This is a genomic window from Candidatus Termitispirillum reticulitermitis, from assembly GCF_054655775.1.
In genome coordinates, this window is sequence record NZ_BAAIHG010000016.1 from 1 (window position 1) to 23,939 (window position 23,939).

Consider the following 23,939-nt stretch of genomic DNA (forward strand, 5'->3'; position numbering starts at 1 on the left):
AGGGAAGGCTTGGATTATGTGTAGATGAGGGAATGTATCCTGCCGACATAATATATAGGGGCTGACATAGATAATTGACAAAAGGAGTCAATTATATTATGTTTAGAAGTATGAAAATACAGCCATTGAGGTTAAAGAATGACCACTCGCACCATAAAGCTTTTGTTTTCTTTGTTTTTCCTGCTAATATTATTAGTGAGTTATCTGTTTATGCGTATATTAACGGCAGATTATGCTCGTGGGCAGGTAGGGTTGTTTTTGTATGAAGCGGGGGTGAGTGAAGATAATTTTTCTTATAGTGGTGCTTATGCCAATGTATTAACGGGCAAGTTGTATTTGAGTAATATCAAGTATGGGAATAGTTTATTTATTGGGAAGTTGGCTGTAGGTGGTTATAAGAAACTGGGTAATGGCAATGTAGTGGCAGATGTATCTGCTAGTGGTGTTAGGTATAAGGATGACAATCAGAGTGTATCTGTTGGCAGTTTTTCTGTGGATGATATTGTATTTAGTCAAGCTGCATTTGTGCGAGGGGATTATAAGCGGGTTATTGCGGGTGTAGATGAGGTATCAGTTAAAGATGTAGCGGTAGTTCCTAATATATTAAATATTCATGGTGAACCTGTTAATATTACGGGAAAAAGAGCACGTGTAACGAATATGTCTACGGATGCAAATATGAAGGAGGTAGATAAAATATTGAAAGAAAATGGGTATACTGTTGACCCAAAGGGTGGCAAATATAGTGCCGTACAATATTCAAAAGTAGGCGAAGAAAAAAGCTTTTCTGTTAGGAATAGTGCTGATTCTATCGAGCGTCCCACTGTTGATGTTGTTGTAAATCATAAACTGATAATGAAAATACGATTAAAGCCATAAATGAGGTTGATATGAGCAATATGAGTGATATATTAGAATATAGAACTGTCATATGTTCGTCAAAGTATAATAAGAATTCTATGTATAATTGGCTAGTATTCAAGGATAGTTTTTTGATAAATAATGATAAAGTTGTCTCAATTATATGCGAAAATTCAGATATTTTTATAAATATATTACTTACTTTGAGGAGCAATGGATATGATTTTATTAACATAGCAAGGAATGTTACTGAAATTTCAGGAACAATGAATGGTGAGAAATTAAAAATTCTAAACGAATATGAAGCTATGAATGCTTTTCATTTTGATAGTATTATGCGAGAATATTATGATAACTCCGTGTATTTTACGGACGATTTGAAATTGATAGTTATAACCGATAATGACAACTTTTATGTGGCGTCATCAAAAGATTTTTTGAGAACCTTGTTAAGTGTTGACGAAATTTTTGGATTGGATGCATGGTTTTATGAAACTGATAGACTTTATGAAGTGCATTGTAGGATTTGTTTGGAGCTGTATTCAAATTTTTTTTACAGCAAACGGGTAGGTATAGACGATTTGCATATCATAGAAGATGAGAACATAACAAGATATTTGGAGCAGAGCAGAAGGGAATAGTTGTGGCAATAGAGGGAAACCTTTGGAATGACTGAATACGTAGAACCTAGCTATTGATGCCAAATAGGGAAGGCTTGGATTATGTGTAGATGAGGGAATGTATCCTGCCGACATAATATATAGGGGCTGACATAGATAATTGACAAAAGGAGTCAATTATATTATGTTTAGAAGTATGAAAATACAGCCATTAAAGCCATAAATGAGGTTGATATGAGCAATATGAGTGATATATTAGAATATAGAAATGTCATATATTCGGCAAAGTATGATAAGACTTTTACGGATAGTTGGCTAGTATTCAAGGATAGTTTTTTGATAAATAATGATAAAGTTATCTCAATATGCGAAAATTCAGATATCTTTATAAATATATTACTTACTTTGAGGAGCAATGGATATGATTTTATTAACATAGCAAGGAATGTTACTGAAATTTCAGGAACAATGAATGGTGAGAAATTAAAAATTCTAAACGAATATGAAGCTATGAATGCTTTTCATTTTGATAGTATTATGCGAGAATATTATGATAACTCCGTGTATTTTACGGACGATTTGAAATTGATAGTTATAACCGATAATGACAACTTTTATGTGGCGTCATCAAAAGATTTTTTGAGAACCTTGTTAAGTGTTGACGAAATTTTTGGATTGGATGCATGGTTTTATGAAACTGATAGACTTTATGAAGTGCATTGTAGGATTTGTTTGGAGCTGTATTCAAATTTTTTTTACAGCAAACGGGTAGGTATAGACGATTTGCATATCATAGAAGATGAGAACATAACAAGATATTTGGAGCAGAGCAGAAGGGAATAGTTGTGGCAATAGAGGGAAACCTTTGGAATGACTGAATACGTAGAACCTAGCTATTGATGCCAAATAGGGAAGGCTTGGATTATGTGTAGATGAGGGAATGTATCCTGCCGACATAATATATAGGGGCTGACATAGATAATTGACAAAAGGAGTCAATTATATTATGTTTAGAAGTATGAAAATACAGCCATTGAGGTTAAAGAATGACCACTCGCACCATAAAGCTTTTGTTTTCTTTGTTTTTCCTGCTAATATTATTAGTGAGTTATCTGTTTATGCGTATATTAACGGCAGATTATGCTCGTGGGCAGGTAGGGTTGTTTTTGTATGAAGCGGGGGTGAGTGAAGATAATTTTTCTTATAGTGGTGCTTATGCCAATGTATTAACGGGCAAGTTGTATTTGAGTAATATCAAGTATGGGAATAGTTTATTTATCGGGAAGTTGGCTGTAGGTGGTTATAAGAAACTGGGTAATGGCAATGTAGTGGCAGATGTATCTGCTAGTGGTGTTAGGTATAAGGATGACAAGCAGAGTGTATCTGTTGGCAGTTTTTCTGTGGATGATGTTGTATTTAGTCAAGTTGCATTTGTGCGAGGGGATTATAAGCGGGTTATTGCGGGTGTAGATGAGGTATCAGTTAAAGATGTAGCGGTAGTTCCTACGGGTGTGAATCATACAGAGTTTAGGGTGAAGAGGGGCAGTTTTGTTGGACCTATGGACTTTGTAGAGCCGAAGAGGACTAAGACCAAGATAAAGGGAGCAGATTTGAGTGTAAGGGTAGTTGCTGGGGGTAATGCGACTGACTATAGCATATCAAAGATAAAGAGCGTGAATAGATATACAGATACAACTGCATATACTGAGCTAGTCATAGGGGGCGATTTATTCAAGGCAGAGTTAGAGGTAGTTATTGAGGGGGCGGATGCGACTGCGTTGTTGTCGGATAGTCCGTCAAGTGATTTAATGAGTAAGGTATCATTGAAGAAGTTGGTATTTGAGTATAGGGACGGGACATTTATGAGGGATATTTTTAAGACGAATCCGAATGTGAAAACGAGTTTAGTAGAGTTATTTTCGGAGGAGAAGACGTTATATGCGTTTGCGGATAATTTGGGGTTAGCGAAACAGCTGATAGAGTTTTTGAACGAGCCGAAGAGGTTGCGTATATGGACGGAGAGTGAGAGGGCGGTGCCGTTAGCGGGGTTATTTCGTAAGGATGGTTTTAATAGTATGAATATAAAGCTGGTTGTTAATGGCAATAAACCATTTGATGTAAAGAATCCGTGAGGCAGTGATGTTATGAGGGTTTTAGCAGTTGTGATGTTCTTTGTGTTTTCGTTGTTGTTTGTGTTCCCCGTCTATGCTGATTTTTATGAAAACTCTAGTTTGCCACATAATAGGCATTGGAGTTTGACTGCTGATGTTGAGCGGATGAGTGGGATTACTATGAACGGGGCAGATTTAAGCGATAGGGATTTTTTCGGGTTTAGCTATAAGCGATATTTTAATAGGCATGTAGGTGCAGGTGGCAGTGTTAGCAGTGCCAAGTATGATGGTGGCAGGACGTGGAATAACGGCTGGAATATATACAGGGCAGATGTGAGCGAAGTGTTTTTGTCAGCTATGGTGCTGGGCAGGCTACCGGTGTTTAGCTTTCTTGATATTTATGCGGGGGCGGGGCTAGGGGTGGTGTTGTTTTCTGTGGAGCAGAATTTTGAGGGGGTTGTGCTTGCCGAGTATAAGAAACAGGAAGAGACGGTGTATGCGCTTGCTCCAGTGTGTGAGTTGGGTGCACGTTTTTATGTGAAGAATTTCACAGCGGGTATTTTAGCTAGGTATGTATATGGGCATGTTAGGACAAAGACGGCTGATTTTGCAGGGGAGCGGATAAGCATTGGCGGTGTGTCGTTGGGTGGCGATTTTGGGATTTCGTTTTAGTGGTGTCTGTATAATGCGCGCTTCATTATTAGTAATAATCGTAGCAATTTTTATGTTTAGTTTGTTAGCGGTTGTGCCTGTGTATTCGCAGATGCCAGACCCAGCGGAGCAAGAACGTATCCGCAAGGAGCAGGAGCAGATACAGCGCGACCAGCAGAGGCAGATATATGAGAGTCTTAGGAATAGAGAGTTAAAGGATGCGTTAAAGAAACCTGCTAGCTCACCTATAAAGCCTGATGAGGGGATAATCCCAGAGGACAGCGGGGAATGTGTGCAGGTTAATGAAGTGCGCTATGTTGGCAATATTATAGACAATAAGTTTGATAAACAGATAAAGGTAATAACGGGTAAGTATATAAATAGGTGTCTTACTATAGGCGATATAAATGCATTGTTAAAAGAGATAACGGATGTGTATATGAGTGCGGGCTATGTAACGTCACGGGCGTTTATGACAACCCCGCAACCCAGCCTTAAAGAGGGGATACTTACAGTCAACATCGTAGAGGGGAGTGTTTCGGAGATAGAGGGGTTAACTGCTGGCAAAGCATTCACAGCGTTTCCGTTTATGAAGGGCAAACCGTTAAATCTTAGGGATATAGAGCAGGGGTTAGACCAGCTCAATAGGTTAATGTCAAATGGGGCAAAGCTTGATATAAAACCTGCAGAGGGGGAAGATAATGCAAGCGTGGTGATGATTAGTAACGATAAGATAGGGGCGTCAAGGATAGAGCATTTTTTTGATAATGCGGGGTCAGAATATACGGGCTTGTGGCGCACAGGCTTAAAATACACACAGGATAATATATTAGGCATAAACGACCAGTGGAACTTTAGCTATATAAAACCTATGAATGAGAGTTATTTGTATAAGGACGCTAATGCTATTGCAACTGGTTTATCAGTTCCGCTGGGATATTGGCTATTTAGTAATAACTTTGCATATTCTGATAGTTTGAATTCGTTTCCGCTATCAATCAGTCAAACGCTCGCGAAATCAGAGGGCAGGAACTTTAATGATAGTTTTGCGGCTAGCAGAAGTGTGCTAAGGGGACAGAAACACAAGGTGTCATTAGGGCTTACATTAACGTATAAAAAGAGTGAGAGCTATTTAGAGATACTTGACACTCGTACAAAGAACAATGCGACTAGCAGGACAATCACGACTATAGAGGCAAATGCACCGATAGTGTTCTATATGGACGGCGGGACGTTATACGTAAAACCAAGTTATGTTAGGGGAGTGCGGTGGTTAGGCGCACTTGATGATAGAGACTCCCCATATAGCCAGCGAGCACAGTATGATGCGTATAAGCTGTATGGATATTTTGCGCATAGGCTACCAATAGGAATTGTTATTTTAAGTGTTGATGGACAGCTCAGTAATGATGAGCTGTATAGTTCTGAATCTGTCTTTATAGGGGGCGAATACTCTGTCAGAGGGTTTAAGAAAGACGGAGCACAAGGCGACTCTGGCGGATATACGCAAATAAACTATGAGCTGAAACTAGAAGATGTGTCTAGTAAGGGTTTCTTGAAACCGTTCACTATATCTATATTCTTTGATTATGGGCATGTTGTTTCTAATGACAAACACACATTCGCAAGCAATCTATCAGGTGCGGGTGGGAAACTAGGATTCAAATACGGGTATCTTGAGTCGTCAATAACCTATGCATCAGCAATACGCAAGACAAAAGAGATTAGAGATAAAGACGCTATATATGCGTATACGTCATTTGTATATGCGTTCTGATACTATTTCATCCGTATTGAACCAAAAAACCATTTGACTTGGTATTTATAATGTGTTATAAAATACCTCGTAAAGAGAGCCTAGAAATTTTCTCTAAACTAGGCTTGAACCTATTTTAATATAGGTATGATAATAGGTAGTATGCTTAAAAAATCTAATAACAATGAATTCGTTGGTTTTCCGCAGGAGACGTTGCAATATTTGGCAGATTTGGCGGACAACAACACGCGTGAGTGGTGGCACGAAAACAAGGGCAGGTATGAGAAATATTTCTTACAACCCGCCTTTGCCTTTACTAATGCTATGGGTGCTGTTCTCGTCAGGCATATAAAAGGGCTTAGCTATGAGGCACGGGTTGATAGGTCTATATTTAGGCTCAATAGAGACACTCGCTTTTCTAAAGGCGGTGCGCCCTATAAAACACATATTGGCATTGTATTCTGGAAGGGTCCTTATGCCGATAGACATCTAAACCCCGGCTTTTATTTCCAGATAGAACCACAAGGCTTGTTCCTAGCAGCGGGTGCGTGGATGCCCACTCCAGAGATGTTAAGCGAATACAGATTGGCTCTTGCGGACAAGAGACGCGGGGCAGAGTTTGAAAAGCTTATGCGTGCGCTAGGCAAAGAGGGGCTGAAACTAAATGAGGACAACAAGCTGAAGAAAGCTCCAAAAGGCTTTGACCCAGAGCATAAACTTGCCGATTACGCTAAGCATAAAAACTTTTATGTTGGTATGAACGACTATTTTCTGTCCGATATAGTCCACACTAGGGAGTTGTTAGACTACTGCGAGGCTTTTTACAGCAAGTGCACAGGTTTTGTGTCGTGGCTAGCAGAGCTGGCATGCGTTGCAGCGACTAATCACTAGCGTTGGAAACTTGAATTTGTCTTTTTTATATACACCCCCAGCAATTTGTGCTAGCATAGTCAGCTGATAGCTAAATTAAGGAGTTAAGTCTATGGCTAACGGGTCAGGTAGCAACAACAATAATACGGAAAATCAATCAGAAAAGAAACTGTTCGTTACGGATAAGAAACGGGCACAATTAGAACAACTGCGGGATAATCTTGAAGATATAGAGCTTTATCTTAAAGAGATAGACAGCACTATTTCTACGCTGGAAGGCGACTGTGATGAAGCTACAAAAGAGCAATGTCTCACATACATTAGCAGCATAAGACAACGCATTGCAACCATCGGCATTGAAAATACCACCAAACATCGGAGGGGGTATCTATGAGCACAAGGGAGCTTGCTACTAGGGTCAACCCAAAGGAATACGAAGATAACATCTATAAAACGTGGCTTGATAAAAAACTGTTTCATGCGGATGAGAACACTGCAAAGCCTGTATATTCACTAGTTATCCCTCCACCGAATGTAACAGGCTCGCTACACATAGGGCATGCTCTCAACCACACTATGCAGGATATACTGGTGCGCTACCACAAGCTGAAAGGTTTTGAGACGTTGTGGATACCGGGCACCGACCACGCTGGCATTGCTACGCAAAATGTTGTTGAGCGCAAACTTGCAGCTGATGGTATATCGCGCAAGGACATCGGACGGGAAGAGTTTGTCAAACGCGTTTGGGCGTGGAAAGAGGAATCTGGCAACAATATATATAAGCAGATGGAGAAGATGGGGGTTGCCTGCGACTGGGATAGAGAGTGTTTTACTATGACATCCGAACTATCAAGGGCTGTCCGCAAGGTATTTGTATCGCTATATAAAGAGGGGCTTATATACCGTGCCAACTATATGGTGAACTGGTGTCCGCGCTGTCAGACTGCTTTGAGCGATTTAGAGGTAGAGTTTGCAGACGAGCAGGGATATCTATACTACCTGCAATATCCGCTGACAGACGGCACGGGAGCGATAGAGTTTGCTACGACCCGCCCTGAAACTTGTCCTGCTGATACTGCAGTAGCGGTGAACCCTAATGATGACAGGTTTAAGCACCTGATAGGCAAAAAGCTCAATCTGCCACTTACTACTCGGCAGATACCGATAATCGGCGATGAATATGTTGATATGGAGTTCGGCACGGGTTGCTTAAAGGTGACCCCTGCGCACGCTCTGGGCGATTTTGAGATAGGTAAGCGTCATCATTTAGAGGAGATTAGCTGTTTAGATGAGCAGGGGATAATGCTCATCAGCGAATTCGCTGGGCTTGATAGGGCAGAAGCTCGCGTGAAAGTCGCAGAAAGGTTTAAGGAACTTGGTTTAGCTGGCAAAACTGAACCTATAACCCACAGCGTAGGGCACTGCCAACGTTGTGGCACTGTTGTAGAGCCACGCATATCGTTGCAATGGTTTGTAAAGGTTGCTCCGCTTGCTGGAGAGGCGATGAATGCTGTGAAAAGAGGCGAAACGAAGGTAACGCCTAAGGTATGGGAGACTAACTACTTTGAATGGCTGAATAATATCCGCGATTGGTGTATTTCGCGCCAACTGTGGTGGGGGCATAGGATACCTGCATGGCATTGCAAAAAGTGCGGACATATCAGCGTGTCGGAGACGGACGTGACTGAGTGTGAAAAGTGTCATTCCAATGAGCTAATACAGGAAACTGATGTGCTTGATACATGGTTTTCATCAGCGTTGTGGCCATTTTCTACAATGGGTTTTCCTGAAAAGACTAAGTTACTTGAAAAATTCTACCCGACTTCAGTGCTAGTTACCGCCTTTGATATACTATTTTTCTGGGTGGTGCGTATGATGATGATGGGAACGCATTTTATGGGTAAAGTGCCTTTCAGAGACGTGTATATTCACGCACTAGTGCGCGATATGCATGGGCAGAAGATGAGCAAGATGAAAGGTAATGTGATAGACCCGCTCGTTATGGTTGAAAAATACGGCGCAGACGCTTTCCGCTTTTCGTTAGCAGCCTTTGCAGCACAGGGACGCGATATTCGTATGAGCGAGGAACGCATAGAGGGTTATAGAAACTTTGTTAATAAGATATGGAATGCTAGCAGATTTCTGTTTATGAATATGGGTGATTCCGTGCCCGCTATAGATGTAAAAGCGTTGCGTGATGAAGATAAATGGATACTCACCAAGCTGTCTGCTATGGCGGACAATGTTGGGAAATCCATTACTACATACAACTTCAACGAGGGTGCGGCTTACCTCTATGATTTTTTCTGGATGAACTTTTGCGATTGGTATGTGGAGCTTATAAAAGAACGGCTATTTAATAATGACGCCAAAGATGCAGCACTTGCTACGGCGGGCTATGTGCTGGAAAAGGCACTGATAGCCATGCACCCCTATATGCCATTTATCACAGAACATATATGGCAGACGCTAATGGGTGGAACCGATGATAGCATTATGAACACTAGTTTCCCCGTTGCGGAGCATTGTTTTGAGGTTGAGACAGGCAATATTGATGCTATAATAGAGCTTATAGGGCTTATCCGCAATATTCGTGGGGAGTATAATGTAAATCCCGGTCTGAACGTGCAAGTATTTATCAATACTGATAACAGCGGATGCAAGTCGTTATTTACAGAGAAACTTGCGTTGATAAAAAAGTTAGCTCGTGTCAGTGAATTGCAATTTGTGAGCACTGCGCCCGATAAATCGGCTAGCCAAGTGAGCAGACTATATACGCTCTATATTCCGCTCTCTACGTTGGTTGATAGAGATGCTGAGCTGGCACGGCTTGCTAAAGAGTTGAAAGCGTTGGAGAAAGACTATGCGCTATACAGCGGCAAGCTAAAGAACGAACGCTATCTTGCTAAGGCACAAGCCGATGTAATAGAGCGGGATAGAAACAAGGCTGCTGATTTAGAGGCACAAATAGCCAAAACTAAACAAGCGATGGAGGATATATAATGGACAATACTTTAATAAATTTTGCGAGCGATAACTCGTCCGCCGTTCATCCAGTAGTTTTAGAGCGACTATCAACTGTTAATAGTGGCGCAGTGTCGTCCTACGGTAACGATATTTACACCGAAGAGGCGATTAAACGCTGCAAGTTAGAGTTTGGCACTGGGGCGTTAGCACTATCTGTATTTAACGGCACTGGGGCGAACACTATTGCACTAGATATAATGGCTGATAAGTATAGTATGGTATTAGTGCCTGCGGGGTCGCACCTGATAAGCGATGAATGTGGCGCGCCAGCGCGGGCGACCGGTTGTGATATAGCTATTGTAACAGAAGAGCCTAGAAAGCTTACACCAAACGACCTGCTCCCATTTATGCAGCTGAAAGGTAATATACATAAGTCTCAGCCAAAAATAGTTGCCATAGCACAGCTGACGGAGCGTGGCGAGGCGTATAGTTTAGATGAATTAAAAGCTTTGCGAGACTTTTGTGATGAGCACCACTTATTTTTGTATATTGACGGGGCGCGCCTTGCTAATGCTACGGTGGCACTAGGCTCAACACTCAGCGATGCGGCTTTTGGTGCGGATATATTCTCGCTGGGTGGCACTAAAAATGGTTTTATGGCAGTGGAAACACTCATTATAAGGAACTTGCGCCTTGCGGGTGTTGCCCCATATATCCGCAAACAACTGGCGCAGTTAGCCTCTAAGATGCGCTATCTGTCAGCGCAAGTGTTGGCGATGTTTGAGGGGGAACTTTGGCGTGCTAACGCCGCACACGCCAACAAGATGATGCAGTTGTTGTATGAAGGTATAAAGGATGTGAGCGGTATAGCAGTAGAACGTGTGCCTAGCGGAAACATGATGTTTGTGAATATGCCTGAAAAGCTAGCTGAACACCTATTAAAGACTTTCTATTTTTACGTGGAAAAAATATCAGCTGACAGCGATTGTGCCCGTTTTGTTACCTCTTGGGACACTAAAGTCGCCGATGTGGAACACTTAATAGCGGAGCTTAAAGCAAGTGCCTGAAAAGCTTAGCAAGAAGACGCGTGTTATAGATGTCGGCGGGGTATTGCTCGGCGGGGGGCACCCCGTTAGGGTGCAGTCTATGACCAACACTGACACCAGCGACATCGCTACAACACTGGCACAAATAAAACATCTTGTAGAAGCAGGCTGTGAGATTGTGCGGGTGTCAGTGCCCGATGATGATGCACTAGCTGCACTGCCCGCAATAGTCAAGGGTGCTGGTGTGCCAGTTGTTGCCGATATTCACTTCAACCATAAACTCGCTATAGGTTCACTACAAGCGGGTGCGGCGTGCGTGCGCATAAACCCGGGCAACATTGGAGGCACAGAAAAGACGCTAGCGGTAGTAAAAGCAGCAAAGGACTTGGGTGCCGCTATCCGCATAGGTGTAAATAGTGGCTCATTAGAACGTGATTTGTTAGACAAATACGGTGTTAGCGCAGAGGCACTGGCAGAATCAGCAAGCAGATACAGCGAACTGCTAGAAAGTGCTGATTTCCGCAACTATAAAGTGTCAATAAAGGCATCAAACGTGGCGATGAGCGTTGCCGCTAATGAGCTGTTTTCAGCTAAAAGCGATGTGCCACTGCATATTGGCATAACAGAGGCGGGCACAAAGCGGATGGGTATTATCAAGTCAGCCGTAGGCATTGGCGCATTGCTGTTAAAGGGAATAGGCGATACTATACGGGTATCGCTTACGGCAGACCCTGTGGATGAAATTGGCGCAGGTTTTGCTATACTAAATGCAGCAGGTTTGCGTCAGAGCGGGGTAGAGGTCATATCGTGCCCGACTTGCGCTAGAACTAAGATAGATATAATAACGCTCGCTGAAAAGGTTGAGGATATGTGTGCAAAAATCCCGCGTAGGCTGAAAGTGGCTGTAATGGGTTGTGTGGTGAATGGTCCGGGTGAGGCGCGCGAGGCTGATTTTGGTATTGCGGGCGGTGTCGGTGAGGGGCTATTGTTTGCTAAGGGCGAAATACTGAAGAAACTGCCAGAGGCGCGCTTATTAGATGAGCTTATGGTGTTGATAAAAGGCTCTTGCTAACTGATTGATTTTGCTTTAATATATAGGTGGCAGGTATTTATGTTGAAGAAACTTTTAGGGCTAATATGTATTATTATCATAGCGTTTGTCTTTGCGCTGGGGTTTTCGCCAGTCGCAAACAGCGTTAGTGCCAGTGCTGCTAAACAGACTGATAAGTTTGACGATTTAGAAAGCTTTGCTCAGGTTTTGGGGCTTATCAAAAGCAACTATGTAGAGAACGTTGACGAGAGTGTCGTGATGCAGGGTGCTATAAAAGGTATGTTGCAAGAGCTTGACCCGCACTCATCGTATTTCACGGCTAGCCAGTATAAATCGTTTATGACTGATATGAAAGGGGAGTTCGGTGGACTTGGTATGACAGTCGGCATGCAGTCAGGTGCGCTGACTGTTATAGCTCCTATTGAGGACACTCCTGCACATAGGGCAGGCATTAGGGCTGGCGACTATATTATAAAGATAGACGATTCTTCTACCGCCAATATGAGTACTGATGAGGCTGTCAGCCTTATGCGTGGCAAACCGAGAACATCTGTCACCCTTACGCTTGTCCGCAAAGGGGAGGCTAACCCACTAATCTTGAAGATAATGCGCGATATTATAAAGATAAAAGCTGTTAAATATAAAATGTTGCCCGATAATATAGGCTATGTGCGCCTTACATCTTTCCAAGAAAATAGTGCTGCTGAGATAGCTAGCGCATTAAAAGACCTTGAAAAGCAGAAATCGCAAGGGACTATGCTAGATTTGCGGAATAATCCGGGAGGTTCGTTAGTAGAGGCTGTCAACGTGGTGAGCCTATTTGTGCCAGCGGGCAGGACGGCGGTCATCACTAAAAACCGTTCTGGTGAGCAACAACCGCTAATGACTAGAAATTTATCGCATAAAGATACGGAACATCCGCTTGTGATACTCGTTGATGGGGGCAGTGCATCAGCCAGTGAGATTGTCGCAGGTGCCATGCAAGACTATAAGCGCGCCATAGTGGTAGGCACGACTACATTTGGGAAAGCCAGCGTTCAGACGCTGTTTGACCTATCAACTGGCGGGGCGATTAAGCTAACTACTGCCCGCTACTACACGCCTAAAAATCGTTCCATTCAAGGGGTGGGCATAATGCCTGATGTATCTGTGCCTAAAGGACAGATAGTTTATAACGTCAGCAACCCTAACACCCGCAAAGAGCGCGATTTAGATGGTCACCTAGTAGGAGAGGATGAGCGCGCGCAGGCTAATGTGGCAGGGGAAACAGGCGAGGCAGAGACTGATATTCAACTGCAAACGGCGATACAACTAATAAAAGGTATGTCTATATACGGGGGCGGCGCAGCAAATGCCAGCAAAGAAAACAAAGGCTATCAGCAATAAAGCCAAAGCTGGCACTCCTACACCTTTACTTGCCATACTACTTGCCGCAGTGGTGGTATTGTCAGCCATAACTGTAGCCTCTATAGTGTTAGTCAAGAAATACAGAACTGGTGCTGAAACGGTGCAAGTTGATAAAATCAGTGCTTTGCAAAGCCAGATACGTCAGCTGTTCTTTGATTATAATATTCCTAACGATATGTTTTCAATGACTGAAACGTGGGATAGGGCTACTAACGACAATGTGAGTATGATGTATGTAGCTGTGCCTGATAATTTGACGGAATCTTTGCGTTCATCTGCCATTAAGCTGTTTGAGCACAACAAACTGCCTATGCTCTATTCACCATCAAAGATGCACCTCATTACGACTGATGCGGACAAGCGTTTTGAGCTAATAATTAACGAACTAAATCCTAAGCCTGAGGGGGATGAAACTCCTCGCAGTCAGAACCCATATATACAGACACCGCCAGCAGTTCAAACCCCGTCCGTTAGTAACGTGAACCCCACACCGCCTGCAAAGGGTGTTGGTCAGATTGCATTGATTATAGACGATGCAGGTGCTAATCTGACACTAGCTGATAGGATTACCAAGCAATCTATCCCAATAACAATGTCTGTGCTACCTTTTTTAGCGTATAGCAAGCAGACGGCGGAGCTTGCCCGCTCGCGTGGTAAGACGGTGTTTCTGCACTTTCCAATGGAGCCGAAAGGCTACCCAGCAACCGACCCCGGCGAAGGGGCAGTATTTGTTAGTATGCCTGAGATAATGATAGTTGAAACAGCAAAGCGCAATATAGAGAACATTGGCGGTGTGATAGACGGGGTCAACAACCACATGGGCAGTGCCGCTACGTCTGATAATAATGTTATGAGGGGTGTGATTGAGGCTATACGACCATTCACATCTCGTTTTGTTGATAGCAACACTTCGGCGCAATCGGTAGCATATAATGTTTGCAAACAGGCAGGTTTTGTATGCGGGATTAACAAGAAGTTCTTAGACAACAGCAACGACCACAACTATATACGTGAGCGACTTTACGAGGCTGCACGAGCATCTAGCAAGGGTGGGATTATCATAATAGGACATCTCCGCAAAGACACGATAGAGGTGCTAGAAGAGACTGTCCCTGAACTTCAGCGGCTAGGCTATACATTTGTGAGTGTAACGGCACTGACGCAGTAGCCAGCTCCTGTTTGCTTACTATATCTGCCCCTTTTTCTTATATTCATTTAGTTTATTGCGCAGTGTCCGCACGGTAATGCCTAGCAGTTCAGCTGCTTTTGTGCGGTTGTCGTTCGTCTTTTGTAGCGTGTTCAGTATCAGCTCACGCTCCATATCCTCAATGGTTTTATCCTCTACATGTGAAGTCGTTCCGTATGAGTTGACAGACTTCGCTCCCCCATTGTGAGCAGTGGTATATACTTTCATTGTAATGCCATGCATAAATAGCGCGCGGGCGTCTATCTCGCCCCCCTCCGCCAGCACCACAGCACGTTCTATTGTATGTTCTAGCTCGCGCACATTGCCTGGCCAGTCGTGTTTTAACAGCTCCGCCATTACGCCTTGAGCTAGTGGCTTGATAGGCTTTTTGTTAAGAGTGGAATATTTATTTATGAAAAAATTTGCTAAATCAGGCAAATCATCCATCCGCTCCCTTAGCGGCGGGAGCTCTACGGGGAAAACATTCAGCCTGTAAAATAAATCTTCCCTAAATTTCCCTTCCCGCACCATCTGCTGTATATCGCGATTAGTGGTAGCAACAATCCGCGTATCAATCTTTATCGCTTTAGTAGTGCTACCAAGCCGTTCTACTTCCTTTTCTTGCAGCACACGTAGCAACTTGGGCTGCAAGTGTAATGGTATCTCGCCAAGCTCATCTAACAACAGGGTGCCACCATTCGCCGCCTCAAATTTACCTATTTTTAGTTTCTGGGCATCGGTGAACGCCCCCTTTTCATAGCCAAATAGTTCGCTTTCAAGCAGGTTCTCTGGTATAGCGGCGCAGTTCACAGGCACAAACGGACCCTTGCTACGTTTGCTGTTGTCGTGTATAAAATGTGCCAACACCTCTTTGCCTGTGCCCGATTCGCCTGTAATTAACACCGTTGATTCACTGCTGGCAATCTTCTTCGCCATAGTGAATACATGCGTCATATATGCACTCTTAAAAACTTGTTTGCGTTCAAGTTCACTAGTTTCTTTGCGCGGAGATAGCAACCCCGCCTCGTTCAGCGCAAATGTGCGACTAACAAGCTCCTCTATTACCTCTGGCGGGCAGGGCTTCATAATGTAGTCGTAAGCTCCATTTTTCAGCGCATTGACGGCACTCTGCACCGTGCCATAGGCGGTCAAGAAACAAATGGGCGTGCTAATGCCCGCTGTCCGCAACATATCAAACATTTCAAGCCCAGTGGTGCGCGGCATACGCATATCGCTGATGATTAAGTCATATATGGTATTGCTCGCCTTCTCAAAGCCGTCTGTGCCGTCAATTGCGGTGTGAACTTCTGCCACCTTCATCCGTGCTACTGTTTCGCGCAATGCCTCACGCATACCATCGTCATCATCTACTATCAGTATTTTTTTTGTAGCCATAGCCCCTATTTTCCAGTAATAAATGCATCGTGTAGCGAACGGACAGCCACCTCAGCAAACTTTTCGTCTATAACGCATGATATTTTTATATCACTAGTAGAAATCATCTGTATATTGATAGCATGCTCTGCCAGCACCCTGAACATAGTCGCCGCCACGCCAACATTACTCGTTATCCCAACGCCGACTATAGACACCTTGGCGATGTTCTCATCAGCATGCACCTTTGCACCCACCCTGTTAGCCGCCACATCACAGACATTCTTTGCCCGCACAAGTTCATTCTTCTGCACGGTAAAACTAATGTCCGACAGCTCATTACGCGTAGCGTTCTGCACAATAACGTCTATGTTTATATTGGCATCGGCAAGCTCCGTGAATAGTTTAGACGCTGTGCCTACCTTATCAGGCAGACCGCTCACTACAATCTTTGCTTGATTTTTATCGCTCGTTATCCCTGAAATCACAAGGTTTTCCATATTCCTACCTCCAAGTTTAGACGTTACCAACGTCCCCTGTTTGTCCTCCAATGAGGATAATACCATTATATCAATATCATGCGTCATACCAAGCTCAACACAGCGCGATACAAGCACCTTTGCCCCTAACGAAGCAAGCTCCAACATCTCTTCGTGTGATATAACGTCAAGCTTCTTTGCATCTTTCACTATACGCGGGTCAGCGGTATATACCCCATCAACATCTGTATATATCTCACATTTATCAGCCTTTAATGCCGCAGCAAGCGCAACCGCTGTGGTATCCGAACCTCCACGCCCAAGTGTCGTAATATTGCCACTGGCGGGGTCATACCCTTGAAAGCCTGCCACAACACATATTTTGCCCTCGCCGAGTGCCCGCTTTAGGTTCGCTGTATCAATCCGCACGACACGCGCTTTGGAGTGCGAATTGTTCGTCTGTATTCCAGCCTGAACACCAGTGAACGATTCCGCAGCTTCGCCCGCACTAATAATAGCCTGTGCTATAAGCGGCACATTAGATGTCTCGCCCGTAGAGACCATTTGGTCGTATTCGCGCAGGTTGTGGTCAGGGGTAAGCTCGTTCAAATAACCGATTAGCTTATCGGTCACCCCTGCCATTGCGCTTGCTACAAGCACCACGTCGTTGCCAGCTTTTTTTTTAGCAATAGCCTGCCGAGCAACGTTCTTTATACGTTCAACGTTTGCTACGCTCGTGCCGCCGAACTTCATCACGATTAAAGCCATAAGCAACCCCCTTATAAAATTAGCTTTTTGGCTATCTGAAACCCGTGCTTTATGTTAAACGAAGGTTTTATATGCTCACTGTATTGCGTATTGCTATCTGCATCTATGCCAGTGCCCCACAGGATAGCTGGCACAGGCGCACTTGCGTGTGTCATAATGCGTATAGGTGTTGGGTGGTCTGGCGTCAGCAGTATCCGATATTCGCCGAAACCTTTCATCCCCTCAATTATCGTAGGCAACATTCTGGAGTCAATATCCTCAATCGCCTTCACCTTTAGGTCTGTCTTACCCATGTGTCCCGCTTCGTCTGGTGCCTCTACGTGGACGTAGACATAGTCGTAGCGATGCAGGGCTTTAATAGCGTGCATCGCCTTGCCCTCATAGTTTGTATCAATAAAACCAGTAGCCCCAGGCACGTTGATTATCTCCAGCCCAGCACAAGTTGCAATCCCTTTGACTAGGTCAACTGCAGCAATACAAGCTCCGTTAACCCCATAAAGCTCACGAAATGACGGCATAGCAGGGCGCACACCCTGTCCCCATAGCCAGATGCTATTAGCCATACCAGTATCATTCTTAAACACTTCGCGCGCCTTGTCCATTATCTCTTGCAAGAATATGCTGTCAGCCCCAGCGGGCAGTTCTTTCTCGTAAGTTTGTCCTGTAATGTCGTGTGGTGGGGTAGTGTTAACAGAAATTTTCCTGTCGCGCACAACCATTATATGTCTGTAGCTCAACCCTTGATAGAAATCTATACCAAGCCCGCCGAACATTGCATGCAGCCTTCCTATAGCTACAGCAGCATCAGCATTAGCAATATGGTGTGCGCTGAAATCTTCCATACAGCCGTCTTTCAGCGTCACAAGGTTGCAACGAAATACTGTGTCGTTGTCGCCCAGTGCCACCCCCATGCTGGCAGCCTCAAGCGGACCGCGTCCAGTATAGTATTCAGTAGGATTGTAGCCAAATATTGACATATTGCACACGTCGCTACCGGGCGCAAACCCGTCTGGAACGGTTCGTATGAACCCGCACTCGCCACCAGTTGCTAGTTTGTCCATATTGGGTGTGGTAGCGTATTCTATGGGCGTTTTACCGCCAAGCGAGACTTGGGGTTCATCGCTCATGCCATCTGTAAGCAGGACTAAATATTTCATAATTGTTCCATCTCTACAGCTCTATTCCATCACTCTGATGACAACAGCTTCTGAATGTATTATATCAAGTTTTCCTATCTCTGCCACAGCAGACTTAATCTGCTGCCCACTTGTGCTGTATGTCAAAAATATCAGTGGCATAACACCCTCAGCCGCCTGTGGGTCAGGACGCTGAAAGGCACACTTTATGCTAATATCATGCTTTGCTAATACGCCTGATATAGCGGACAGCACCCCGCTGGCATCCGTCACATTAAAACGCAGATAGAACGAGGATATCGTCTCCTCTATTCCCTTAAACCTATAGTCCCGTTCGGTTATAAAACCAAACGGAGATACCCTGCCCACACCGCCGTAGCAAATATTGCGTGCAATAGCTGATATATCCGCCACTACCGCACTACTGGTAGGCTGTCCACCTGCGCCACGCCCAAAATATATAGTAGTGCCCGCCTTGTCAGTTTTAATTGTTGCGGCGTTAAAGGCATCTGACACCGATGACAATATATATCTATTAGGCACTAGAGTCGGGTGGACATGCACCTCAGTGCTACCTTCCTCATCTCGTTTTGCAATAGCTAGTAATTTTATAGTGTGGTGCAACTGCTCCTTAGCAAAAGCAATATCAACCGCTGATATGCGCGTAATCCCCTCAGTGTGCACCTTGCCGTAGTCCACCCATGCACCAAAGGCAATTGATGCTAATATTGTAATCTTATGTGCTGAGTCTACCCCCTCCACGTCAAATGTTGGGTCAGCCTCTGCATAGCCTAAGTCTTGTGCTTTTTTCAGTGAAACATCGTAGCTCTCATTGCTTGTAGACATTTGCGATAGTATATAGTTAGACGTGCCATTTATAACAGCTGCAATTTCTGTTATATTATTAGCTACGAGGCTTTCTTTAATAGTGTTTATCAGCGGGATGCCACCGCCCACACTAGCCTCAAAACCAAGCTCTACGCCAGCAGCCTTTGTCGCATTAAAAATCTCTCTACCATGTGTGGCAAGCAGTGCTTTGTTGGCTGTTACTACATGTTTGCCACCAGCGATTGCCTTTAATATTATCTCTTTAGCGGTCGTCCCGCCACCTACCAGCTCTACTATTATATCTATATCAGGGTTGCTTATAATGCTGTCTACATCAGACGTGATAGGTATGTCGCCAGCGTGAGCACCCTTGCTGGTGTCCTTGCGAGCAATAGCGACTATGTTGATGTGAATGCCTGTTTTGCTGTATATAGCGTCACCGTTCGTGCGGATAGTTTCCACGACGCTACTACCTACCACGCCGTAGCCGATGATGCCAATATTCACAGTGTCTTTCACGTTACGATTGTCTCCGTTGTCTCCGCTGTCTCTATCGTCCCCATTTTTCATACTCATAAAGATACCAGCATTTAGATCTCTTGTCAACAATAGTTGCTACTTTTGCTTTTTGTGATACAATACGCGCATAATGTTAGTAAAAAGGTATCTGGTAGTCAATGCTGATGATTTAGGCAGGCAGTATTGTGTAAATGAGGGGATTTTAAGGGCGGCAACAGAGGGTGCACTTACGTCCGCATCACTACAGGTCAACGGAGTTGCGTTTGATGATGCATGCGAACGCGTAATACCAGCGTGTCCCAATCTGGGGGTCGGCATTCACATCTGCTTAAACGAAGGTTTCCTTATATCAACACCCTTGCACAGAGCCAGCTCACAGCTTGCGCTAGCAGATGGACATTTTAGACACTTAGCAGCAAAAGGCTTTATCTTTTTAGCTACGTCAGGCGACAACAGAGCAATGAGAGAGCAGGTAGAGGCTGAAATGCGCGCCCAGATAGAGAAAGCATTAAAAAAAGTCAAACTAGACCATATAGATGGGCATCAACATGTTCATGCAATCCCTTGGATATTTGAAATAGCGGTGCGACTTGCAGCGTATTATAAAATCCCGTTTATTAGGCTACCGAGAGAGCCATTGCGCTTGTCGGCGTTTAGGGAGCATATCCCCGCGCCTGCCAACATCTGCCATTGGCTTAATTTGCAGCGTTATTCATATATGAACAGTAGCTATTTGATTAAGCACAACTCTGGTGCGAATGGCGACATTGTCAAAGGTAATGATTGTTTCTACGGTGTTTTACATACGAATGCAATGTCTGCGGGCGTAGCGTCCAGACTATTACGGAGCCATAATCAGCAAGATATAACAGAAATATTATTTCACCCGTGTTCGCCAGCAACAGAGCATTCTTGGATAGAGCCGTTCGCAAAAGATTATTGCGAACAGGAGCAACGCGGTATTGAGTTGCAAGCTATACTTGCACTACCAAATATACTTAAAGCTAGTGAGTGGACGCTAACGAACTATGGTGAGCTATGAAAGTTTATTTTATCCTTGAGGATACGTTATACTATATTCCGCAGATGTTAGATACTGTCCTTGCTGATAAACACTACGATTATGTGGAAGTTGCCTGCGTAAGCGAGCTAAAGAAAGCTGGCAAGATTGGTTGGAATAGCTATCTGAAACGGCATATACTTGATATAGGCATAATTTCTTGCGTTAAACTTGTGCTGATTGGCTTAAAGGGCTTAATAGCAGGCAAGACCGTCCATAGCATTGCCAAAAAACACGATGTGCCAGTGATAGACGTAAAAAATGTGAACGACAAAAGCTTTATCCAGCATATTAAAGATTTAGATATAGACGTTGTCGTATCGTCTAACCCACAAATATTTAAGAAAGAGTTGCTGAATGCACCTAACATTGCCTGTATAAACAGGCACTCGGCGTTGCTACCAGCTAATGGTGGCTTGTTGCCAGTTTTCTATGCGATAGTCTCAGGCGAGGCTTATACGGGAGCAACTATCCATAAGATGGATGTAACTATTGATACAGGGCAAATTATTTGTCAAAGGGCAATAGAAATACCTGCCCGACCAGTTCTTAGCGATTTATATGAAAAATGTTATGCGCTCAGCGCAGAGCTTATCTTGCAGGCATTAGAAATACTGGAAAAAAATCTGCCAGAGCAACCGCTAAAAGAGCCGACTAGACAAGCCAGCTATCACTCGCTACCAACTGCAGACGATTGGCGTAAATTTAAGAATAGGGGTGCCAAGTTTGCATAACTATTACACATTCCTAAAGAACGAAGATTCAGAGTTTTGGACGCAGTTCACACACTCTGGCTCAAGCGGAATGTTTATATCTAGCAAAGCTTTACGTATTTTTTGTGCTTTCTCGTGATTTATGTTGTCAACCCCAGCCTCAAAAACATTTTTAGCGCGCTCGTCAAGCTCAGTGTCCATGTGGCAGCAAACTAAGTAGTTTCCATCAGCGTCAAATTCTATATGCTGCCATGGCAAGCGACAGATTCGCCCGCTGTTATTTATCTCAAAGGGACGAGGAAAATATAGCGAAAATTTGCTGCTGGGCATAAATGAGCTATTAGATTTGTAGCCTTCAAAGCATATATCTTTGAGATTAGTTCTACATACATCTATAAACTCATCATAGACGGCATCTGTTGTCATCAACGTTTCAGTCAAGTCAAGTGCTGATATAGTGGGCGACTCGCATAGCGTAATCTTTAGGGATGAGCATCCAGAGTCTTTGAGCATATTTATCAGGTCTAAAAAATTCTTAAATTCACCCTTTTGGGCTGAGAGTAGCTGGCTTTTGGGTAGCACATACGATGTATTTATAGGTAACTTGCCTAAGTGTTTGGACATAACTTTTGGCAGAATCTTGCTGAGTCTGCCGAGCGTGTCTTCATACACTGAAATTTGCGTATCGCATAAACCTGCACTCACCAGCTCATCTACCCGTTCAGCAAGCAGTATGCCATTGGATACAATGCCGACTAAATGTCCCCTTTTGCGGCACATACTTATTAGCTCTGGCAGGTCTTTATTTAGCAACGGTTCACCGCCCTCAAATATTACAACTAACACCTTGCTGACAATATCGAGCTCTAGTATTCTCTCTAATTTTTTAGGGGTCAGCTCGTGTTCCTGCCAATCAGCACGTTTCTTAACGCCCATACAAAATGAGCAGTTCAAGTTGCACCGCTGCACGGTTAAAAGTGACATCATTGGCGGATATACGCCACCATTGCCCAGCGTATCAGTTATCTTGCCTGACTTTAGTTTGAGATAGTTGAGAAGCGAACCTTTTGGTAGAGCAAGCCCCCAGCTAGATGACTTTAATAGATGCAACTGTCTAGCTAAGTAGTTCATTGTTTCTCTCTCTCTACAAAATATTTCGGACGCCGTTTAGTTTCGGAATATATCTTGCCAACGTATTCCCCTATGATACCAAGTGCAAGGAGCTGAACACCGCCGAAGAAAAATATCGGCAGGACAGTAGAAGCCCAGCCATGAACAACGCCAGGGTCCATCAGAGCATCGTATAGGAGGCTAAACATCATAATGACACTGACAACTGACACCAAAATCCCCAGCACAGAGATGACCCTCAGCGGGAATACACTGAAAGAGAGGACGCCCGTAAGGGCTAAACTAAGCATACGGCGCAGATTATATTTACTATTGCCAGCTTCACGTGCACTCACGTTAAAGTGAACATAGTCGGTCTTGAAACCTATATCGCCTACTAATCCGCGTAAAAATAGATTGTTCTCTTGATATTTCAGCAACGCATCGTTAGCCCTAGCCGATAGTAGTCTGAAATCTGCGCTGTTTTTTGTCAACTTGATGCCCATTGCTATCATAAAATCATAAAACATTTCGGCAGTTTTGCGCTTAAATGCGGAATCGGTGTGCCTATCGTTGCGAACGCCTAGCACTATGTCTGCCCCAGCGTTAAACTTATCTATAAACTCCGATATAGCATTTTCGTCTTGTTGCAGGTCTGCGTCTATTGATACAAGGCAGTCACACTTACCCTGTGCGTATGTCATGCCCGCAATCAAGGCTATCTGATGCCCCTTGTTAGTGGAGAGACTTATGCCTTTGACCCTGTCCCCAGCGGCAGCTATAATATCCCAAGTGCCGTCAGTGCTACCGTCATCAACAAATAACAGCTCGCTGTCAGCCGATACCTTGCCCGACACGATTAGCGCATCAAGCACAGCAGACAACCGCTGTATTGTTGCTGACAGGACAGCCTCTTCGTTATAACATGGCAGGATAATCACCAGACGTGGGCTATTCATTGGAACTACTCCTGTCATCTTTTTTCACGTTCAGGTTGCTATACTCATCAATAAAATACGCTGGTCGCCCTTTAGTCTCCTTAAATATCCTGCCGATGTATTCGCCAAGGATGCCCAGTGCCATTAGTTGCCCGCCGCCTAAAAACAAAAGGTTCAAGCCTAGTTTAGAGAAAATTTCTAGGCTCCCCTTGTGGAGTGTTCTATAACACATTATAAACACCGAGTCAAATGTTTTTTGTTCAACACAAAATATTTCTATTTAATTCCTTTACAATCCCGCTGTAATGGCGTTTTTCTGAACTCTTTCAGCAAGATTTTATATATATCTTCTCGCCTATGCTTAAAACGCCATTCCGTCTCTTTAAGGTGTAATATAAAACTCTTGGGGTTTATCCCCCTAAACTTTGCAAGCCTTGTCTTGGCTATCCCCCAAAAGTTCTCTATCCCATTCACATGCGCCCTGCCAT

The 23,939-nt window shown here is 43.9% G+C and carries 22 protein-coding genes and 1 pseudogene; 15 read left to right on the plus strand and 8 right to left on the minus strand.

What is annotated here, in order from left to right:
* Positions 1-210: 210 nt before the first annotated feature.
* The 13 genes from AC1MDJ_RS03090 to AC1MDJ_RS03150 all read left to right on the plus strand — a co-directional run bounded on the left by AC1MDJ_RS03090 (position 211) and on the right by AC1MDJ_RS03150 (position 14,508).
* Complete coding sequence (locus tag AC1MDJ_RS03090; RefSeq protein WP_479689491.1) at positions 211-879, plus strand: hypothetical protein; 669 nt, start codon at positions 211-213, stop codon at positions 877-879.
* 248 nt (positions 880-1,127) lie between these two features.
* Entirely contained in the window at positions 1,128-1,502 is a 375-nt protein-coding gene (locus tag AC1MDJ_RS03095) for a hypothetical protein (RefSeq protein WP_479689492.1), read from the plus strand.
* A 213-nt stretch (positions 1,503-1,715) separates the two neighbouring features.
* Complete coding sequence (locus AC1MDJ_RS03100; RefSeq protein ID WP_479689493.1) at positions 1,716-2,324, plus strand: hypothetical protein; 609 nt, start codon at positions 1,716-1,718, stop codon at positions 2,322-2,324.
* A gap of 275 nt (positions 2,325-2,599) precedes the next feature.
* Positions 2,600-3,613, plus strand: coding sequence for a hypothetical protein (locus tag AC1MDJ_RS03105; protein WP_479689494.1), 1,014 nt, complete (start codon positions 2,600-2,602; stop codon positions 3,611-3,613).
* Between the two features lie 12 nt (positions 3,614-3,625).
* Complete coding sequence (locus tag AC1MDJ_RS03110) at positions 3,626-4,264, plus strand: hypothetical protein (protein WP_479689495.1); 639 nt, start codon at positions 3,626-3,628, stop codon at positions 4,262-4,264.
* Between the two features lie 52 nt (positions 4,265-4,316).
* A complete protein-coding gene (locus AC1MDJ_RS03115; RefSeq protein ID WP_479689496.1) occupies positions 4,317-6,020 on the plus strand; it encodes a ShlB/FhaC/HecB family hemolysin secretion/activation protein in 1,704 nt (567 codons plus the stop codon).
* Positions 6,021-6,161: 141 nt separating this feature from the next.
* Positions 6,162-6,890 carry a DUF2461 domain-containing protein gene (locus AC1MDJ_RS03120; protein WP_479689497.1) on the plus strand — a complete coding sequence of 243 codons (729 nt, stop codon included), beginning with the start codon at positions 6,162-6,164 and terminating at the stop codon, positions 6,888-6,890.
* Positions 6,891-6,981: 91 nt separating this feature from the next.
* Positions 6,982-7,263, plus strand: coding sequence for a hypothetical protein (locus AC1MDJ_RS03125; protein ID WP_479689498.1), 282 nt, complete (start codon positions 6,982-6,984; stop codon positions 7,261-7,263).
* A complete protein-coding gene (locus AC1MDJ_RS03130) occupies positions 7,260-9,872 on the plus strand; it encodes a valine--tRNA ligase (protein WP_479689499.1) in 2,613 nt (870 codons plus the stop codon). Before AC1MDJ_RS03125 ends, AC1MDJ_RS03130 begins: the two co-directional genes overlap by 4 nt.
* Positions 9,872-10,903, plus strand: coding sequence for a threonine aldolase family protein (locus AC1MDJ_RS03135; RefSeq protein WP_479689500.1), 1,032 nt, complete (start codon positions 9,872-9,874; stop codon positions 10,901-10,903). The genes AC1MDJ_RS03130 and AC1MDJ_RS03135 overlap by 1 nt, the downstream gene beginning before the upstream one ends.
* The gene (gene ispG / locus AC1MDJ_RS03140) at positions 10,896-11,954 is read left to right on the plus strand and encodes a flavodoxin-dependent (E)-4-hydroxy-3-methylbut-2-enyl-diphosphate synthase (protein ID WP_479689501.1); all 1,059 of its coding nucleotides are present in this window, start codon (positions 10,896-10,898) and stop codon (positions 11,952-11,954) included. Before AC1MDJ_RS03135 ends, ispG begins: the two co-directional genes overlap by 8 nt.
* 39 nt (positions 11,955-11,993) lie before the next feature.
* Positions 11,994-13,319 carry a S41 family peptidase gene (locus AC1MDJ_RS03145; protein WP_479689502.1) on the plus strand — a complete coding sequence of 442 codons (1,326 nt, stop codon included), beginning with the start codon at positions 11,994-11,996 and terminating at the stop codon, positions 13,317-13,319.
* A complete protein-coding gene (locus AC1MDJ_RS03150; RefSeq protein WP_479689503.1) occupies positions 13,285-14,508 on the plus strand; it encodes a divergent polysaccharide deacetylase family protein in 1,224 nt (407 codons plus the stop codon). The genes AC1MDJ_RS03145 and AC1MDJ_RS03150 overlap by 35 nt, the downstream gene beginning before the upstream one ends.
* An 18-nt stretch (positions 14,509-14,526) precedes the next feature.
* Here the strand turns inward: AC1MDJ_RS03150 and AC1MDJ_RS03155 are convergent, their stop codons facing one another.
* Genes AC1MDJ_RS03155 through AC1MDJ_RS03170 form a run of 4 tightly spaced genes read right to left on the minus strand, consistent with a single transcriptional unit; the run spans position 14,527 to position 19,681 of the window.
* Positions 14,527-15,921 (minus strand): sigma-54-dependent transcriptional regulator, encoded by a 1,395-nt coding sequence (locus tag AC1MDJ_RS03155; RefSeq protein ID WP_479689504.1) that lies wholly within the window; start codon positions 15,919-15,921, stop codon positions 14,527-14,529.
* A 5-nt stretch (positions 15,922-15,926) separates the two neighbouring features.
* The gene (locus AC1MDJ_RS03160) at positions 15,927-17,147 is read right to left on the minus strand and encodes an aspartate kinase (RefSeq protein ID WP_479689505.1); all 1,221 of its coding nucleotides are present in this window, start codon (positions 17,145-17,147) and stop codon (positions 15,927-15,929) included.
* An 11-nt stretch (positions 17,148-17,158) separates the two neighbouring features.
* Positions 17,159-18,304, minus strand: a complete 1,146-nt coding sequence (locus AC1MDJ_RS03165) for a cofactor-independent phosphoglycerate mutase (protein ID WP_479689506.1) — start codon at positions 18,302-18,304, stop codon at positions 17,159-17,161.
* Between the two features lie 21 nt (positions 18,305-18,325).
* On the minus strand, positions 18,326-19,681 hold the full coding sequence (locus tag AC1MDJ_RS03170; RefSeq protein WP_479689507.1) for a homoserine dehydrogenase: 1,356 nt from the start codon (positions 19,679-19,681) through the stop codon (positions 18,326-18,328).
* Positions 19,682-19,760: 79 nt separating this feature from the next.
* Here AC1MDJ_RS03170 and AC1MDJ_RS03175 point away from each other — a divergent pair, with 79 nt between their 5' ends.
* Entirely contained in the window at positions 19,761-20,672 is a 912-nt protein-coding gene (locus AC1MDJ_RS03175) for a carbohydrate deacetylase (protein ID WP_479689508.1), read from the plus strand.
* Positions 20,669-21,424, plus strand: a complete 756-nt coding sequence (locus AC1MDJ_RS03180; protein WP_479689509.1) for a methionyl-tRNA formyltransferase — start codon at positions 20,669-20,671, stop codon at positions 21,422-21,424. Before AC1MDJ_RS03175 ends, AC1MDJ_RS03180 begins: the two co-directional genes overlap by 4 nt.
* A 3-nt stretch (positions 21,425-21,427) precedes the next feature.
* Here AC1MDJ_RS03180 and AC1MDJ_RS03185 read toward each other — a convergent pair whose 3' ends face one another.
* The 4 genes and pseudogenes from AC1MDJ_RS03185 to AC1MDJ_RS03200 all read right to left on the minus strand — a co-directional run.
* The gene (locus AC1MDJ_RS03185) at positions 21,428-22,534 is read right to left on the minus strand and encodes a radical SAM protein (protein ID WP_479689510.1); all 1,107 of its coding nucleotides are present in this window, start codon (positions 22,532-22,534) and stop codon (positions 21,428-21,430) included.
* Complete coding sequence (locus AC1MDJ_RS03190) at positions 22,531-23,472, minus strand: glycosyltransferase family 2 protein (RefSeq protein ID WP_479689511.1); 942 nt, start codon at positions 23,470-23,472, stop codon at positions 22,531-22,533. The genes AC1MDJ_RS03185 and AC1MDJ_RS03190 overlap by 4 nt, the downstream gene beginning before the upstream one ends.
* Positions 23,465-23,596, minus strand: coding sequence for a hypothetical protein (locus AC1MDJ_RS03195; RefSeq protein ID WP_479689512.1), 132 nt, complete (start codon positions 23,594-23,596; stop codon positions 23,465-23,467). The genes AC1MDJ_RS03190 and AC1MDJ_RS03195 overlap by 8 nt, the downstream gene beginning before the upstream one ends.
* 131 nt (positions 23,597-23,727) lie before the next feature.
* Positions 23,728-23,939, minus strand: a pseudogene (locus tag AC1MDJ_RS03200) (hypothetical protein); the annotation flags it as partial.

Bases quoted from the DNA above. Each gene is read 5' to 3' on its own strand.
- AC1MDJ_RS03100 (WP_479689493.1), top strand. From the start codon at position 1,716: ATGAGCAATATGAGTGATATATTAGAATATAGAAATGTCATATATTCG.
- AC1MDJ_RS03180 (WP_479689509.1), top strand. From the start codon at position 20,669: ATGAAAGTTTATTTTATCCTTGAGGATACGTTATACTATATTCCGCAG.
- AC1MDJ_RS03185 (WP_479689510.1), bottom strand. From the start codon at position 22,534: ATGAACTACTTAGCTAGACAGTTGCATCTATTAAAGTCATCTAGCTGG.
- AC1MDJ_RS03165 (WP_479689506.1), bottom strand. From the start codon at position 18,304: ATGAAATATTTAGTCCTGCTTACAGATGGCATGAGCGATGAACCCCAA.
- AC1MDJ_RS03105 (WP_479689494.1), top strand. From the start codon at position 2,600: ATGCGTATATTAACGGCAGATTATGCTCGTGGGCAGGTAGGGTTGTTT.
- AC1MDJ_RS03095 (WP_479689492.1), top strand. From the start codon at position 1,128: ATGAATGGTGAGAAATTAAAAATTCTAAACGAATATGAAGCTATGAAT.
- AC1MDJ_RS03150 (WP_479689503.1), top strand. From the start codon at position 13,285: ATGCCAGCAAAGAAAACAAAGGCTATCAGCAATAAAGCCAAAGCTGGC.
- AC1MDJ_RS03090 (WP_479689491.1), top strand. From the start codon at position 211: ATGCGTATATTAACGGCAGATTATGCTCGTGGGCAGGTAGGGTTGTTT.
- AC1MDJ_RS03190 (WP_479689511.1), bottom strand. From the start codon at position 23,472: ATGAATAGCCCACGTCTGGTGATTATCCTGCCATGTTATAACGAAGAG.
- AC1MDJ_RS03120 (WP_479689497.1), top strand. From the start codon at position 6,162: ATGCTTAAAAAATCTAATAACAATGAATTCGTTGGTTTTCCGCAGGAG.
- AC1MDJ_RS03130 (WP_479689499.1), top strand. From the start codon at position 7,260: ATGAGCACAAGGGAGCTTGCTACTAGGGTCAACCCAAAGGAATACGAA.
- AC1MDJ_RS03110 (WP_479689495.1), top strand. From the start codon at position 3,626: ATGAGGGTTTTAGCAGTTGTGATGTTCTTTGTGTTTTCGTTGTTGTTT.
- AC1MDJ_RS03155 (WP_479689504.1), bottom strand. From the start codon at position 15,921: ATGGCTACAAAAAAAATACTGATAGTAGATGATGACGATGGTATGCGT.
- AC1MDJ_RS03170 (WP_479689507.1), bottom strand. From the start codon at position 19,681: ATGAAAAATGGGGACGATAGAGACAGCGGAGACAACGGAGACAATCGT.
- AC1MDJ_RS03135 (WP_479689500.1), top strand. From the start codon at position 9,872: ATGGACAATACTTTAATAAATTTTGCGAGCGATAACTCGTCCGCCGTT.
- AC1MDJ_RS03175 (WP_479689508.1), top strand. From the start codon at position 19,761: ATGTTAGTAAAAAGGTATCTGGTAGTCAATGCTGATGATTTAGGCAGG.
- AC1MDJ_RS03160 (WP_479689505.1), bottom strand. From the start codon at position 17,147: ATGGCTTTAATCGTGATGAAGTTCGGCGGCACGAGCGTAGCAAACGTT.
- AC1MDJ_RS03195 (WP_479689512.1), bottom strand. From the start codon at position 23,596: ATGGCACTGGGCATCCTTGGCGAATACATCGGCAGGATATTTAAGGAG.
- AC1MDJ_RS03115 (WP_479689496.1), top strand. From the start codon at position 4,317: ATGTTTAGTTTGTTAGCGGTTGTGCCTGTGTATTCGCAGATGCCAGAC.
- AC1MDJ_RS03145 (WP_479689502.1), top strand. From the start codon at position 11,994: ATGTTGAAGAAACTTTTAGGGCTAATATGTATTATTATCATAGCGTTT.
- AC1MDJ_RS03125 (WP_479689498.1), top strand. From the start codon at position 6,982: ATGGCTAACGGGTCAGGTAGCAACAACAATAATACGGAAAATCAATCA.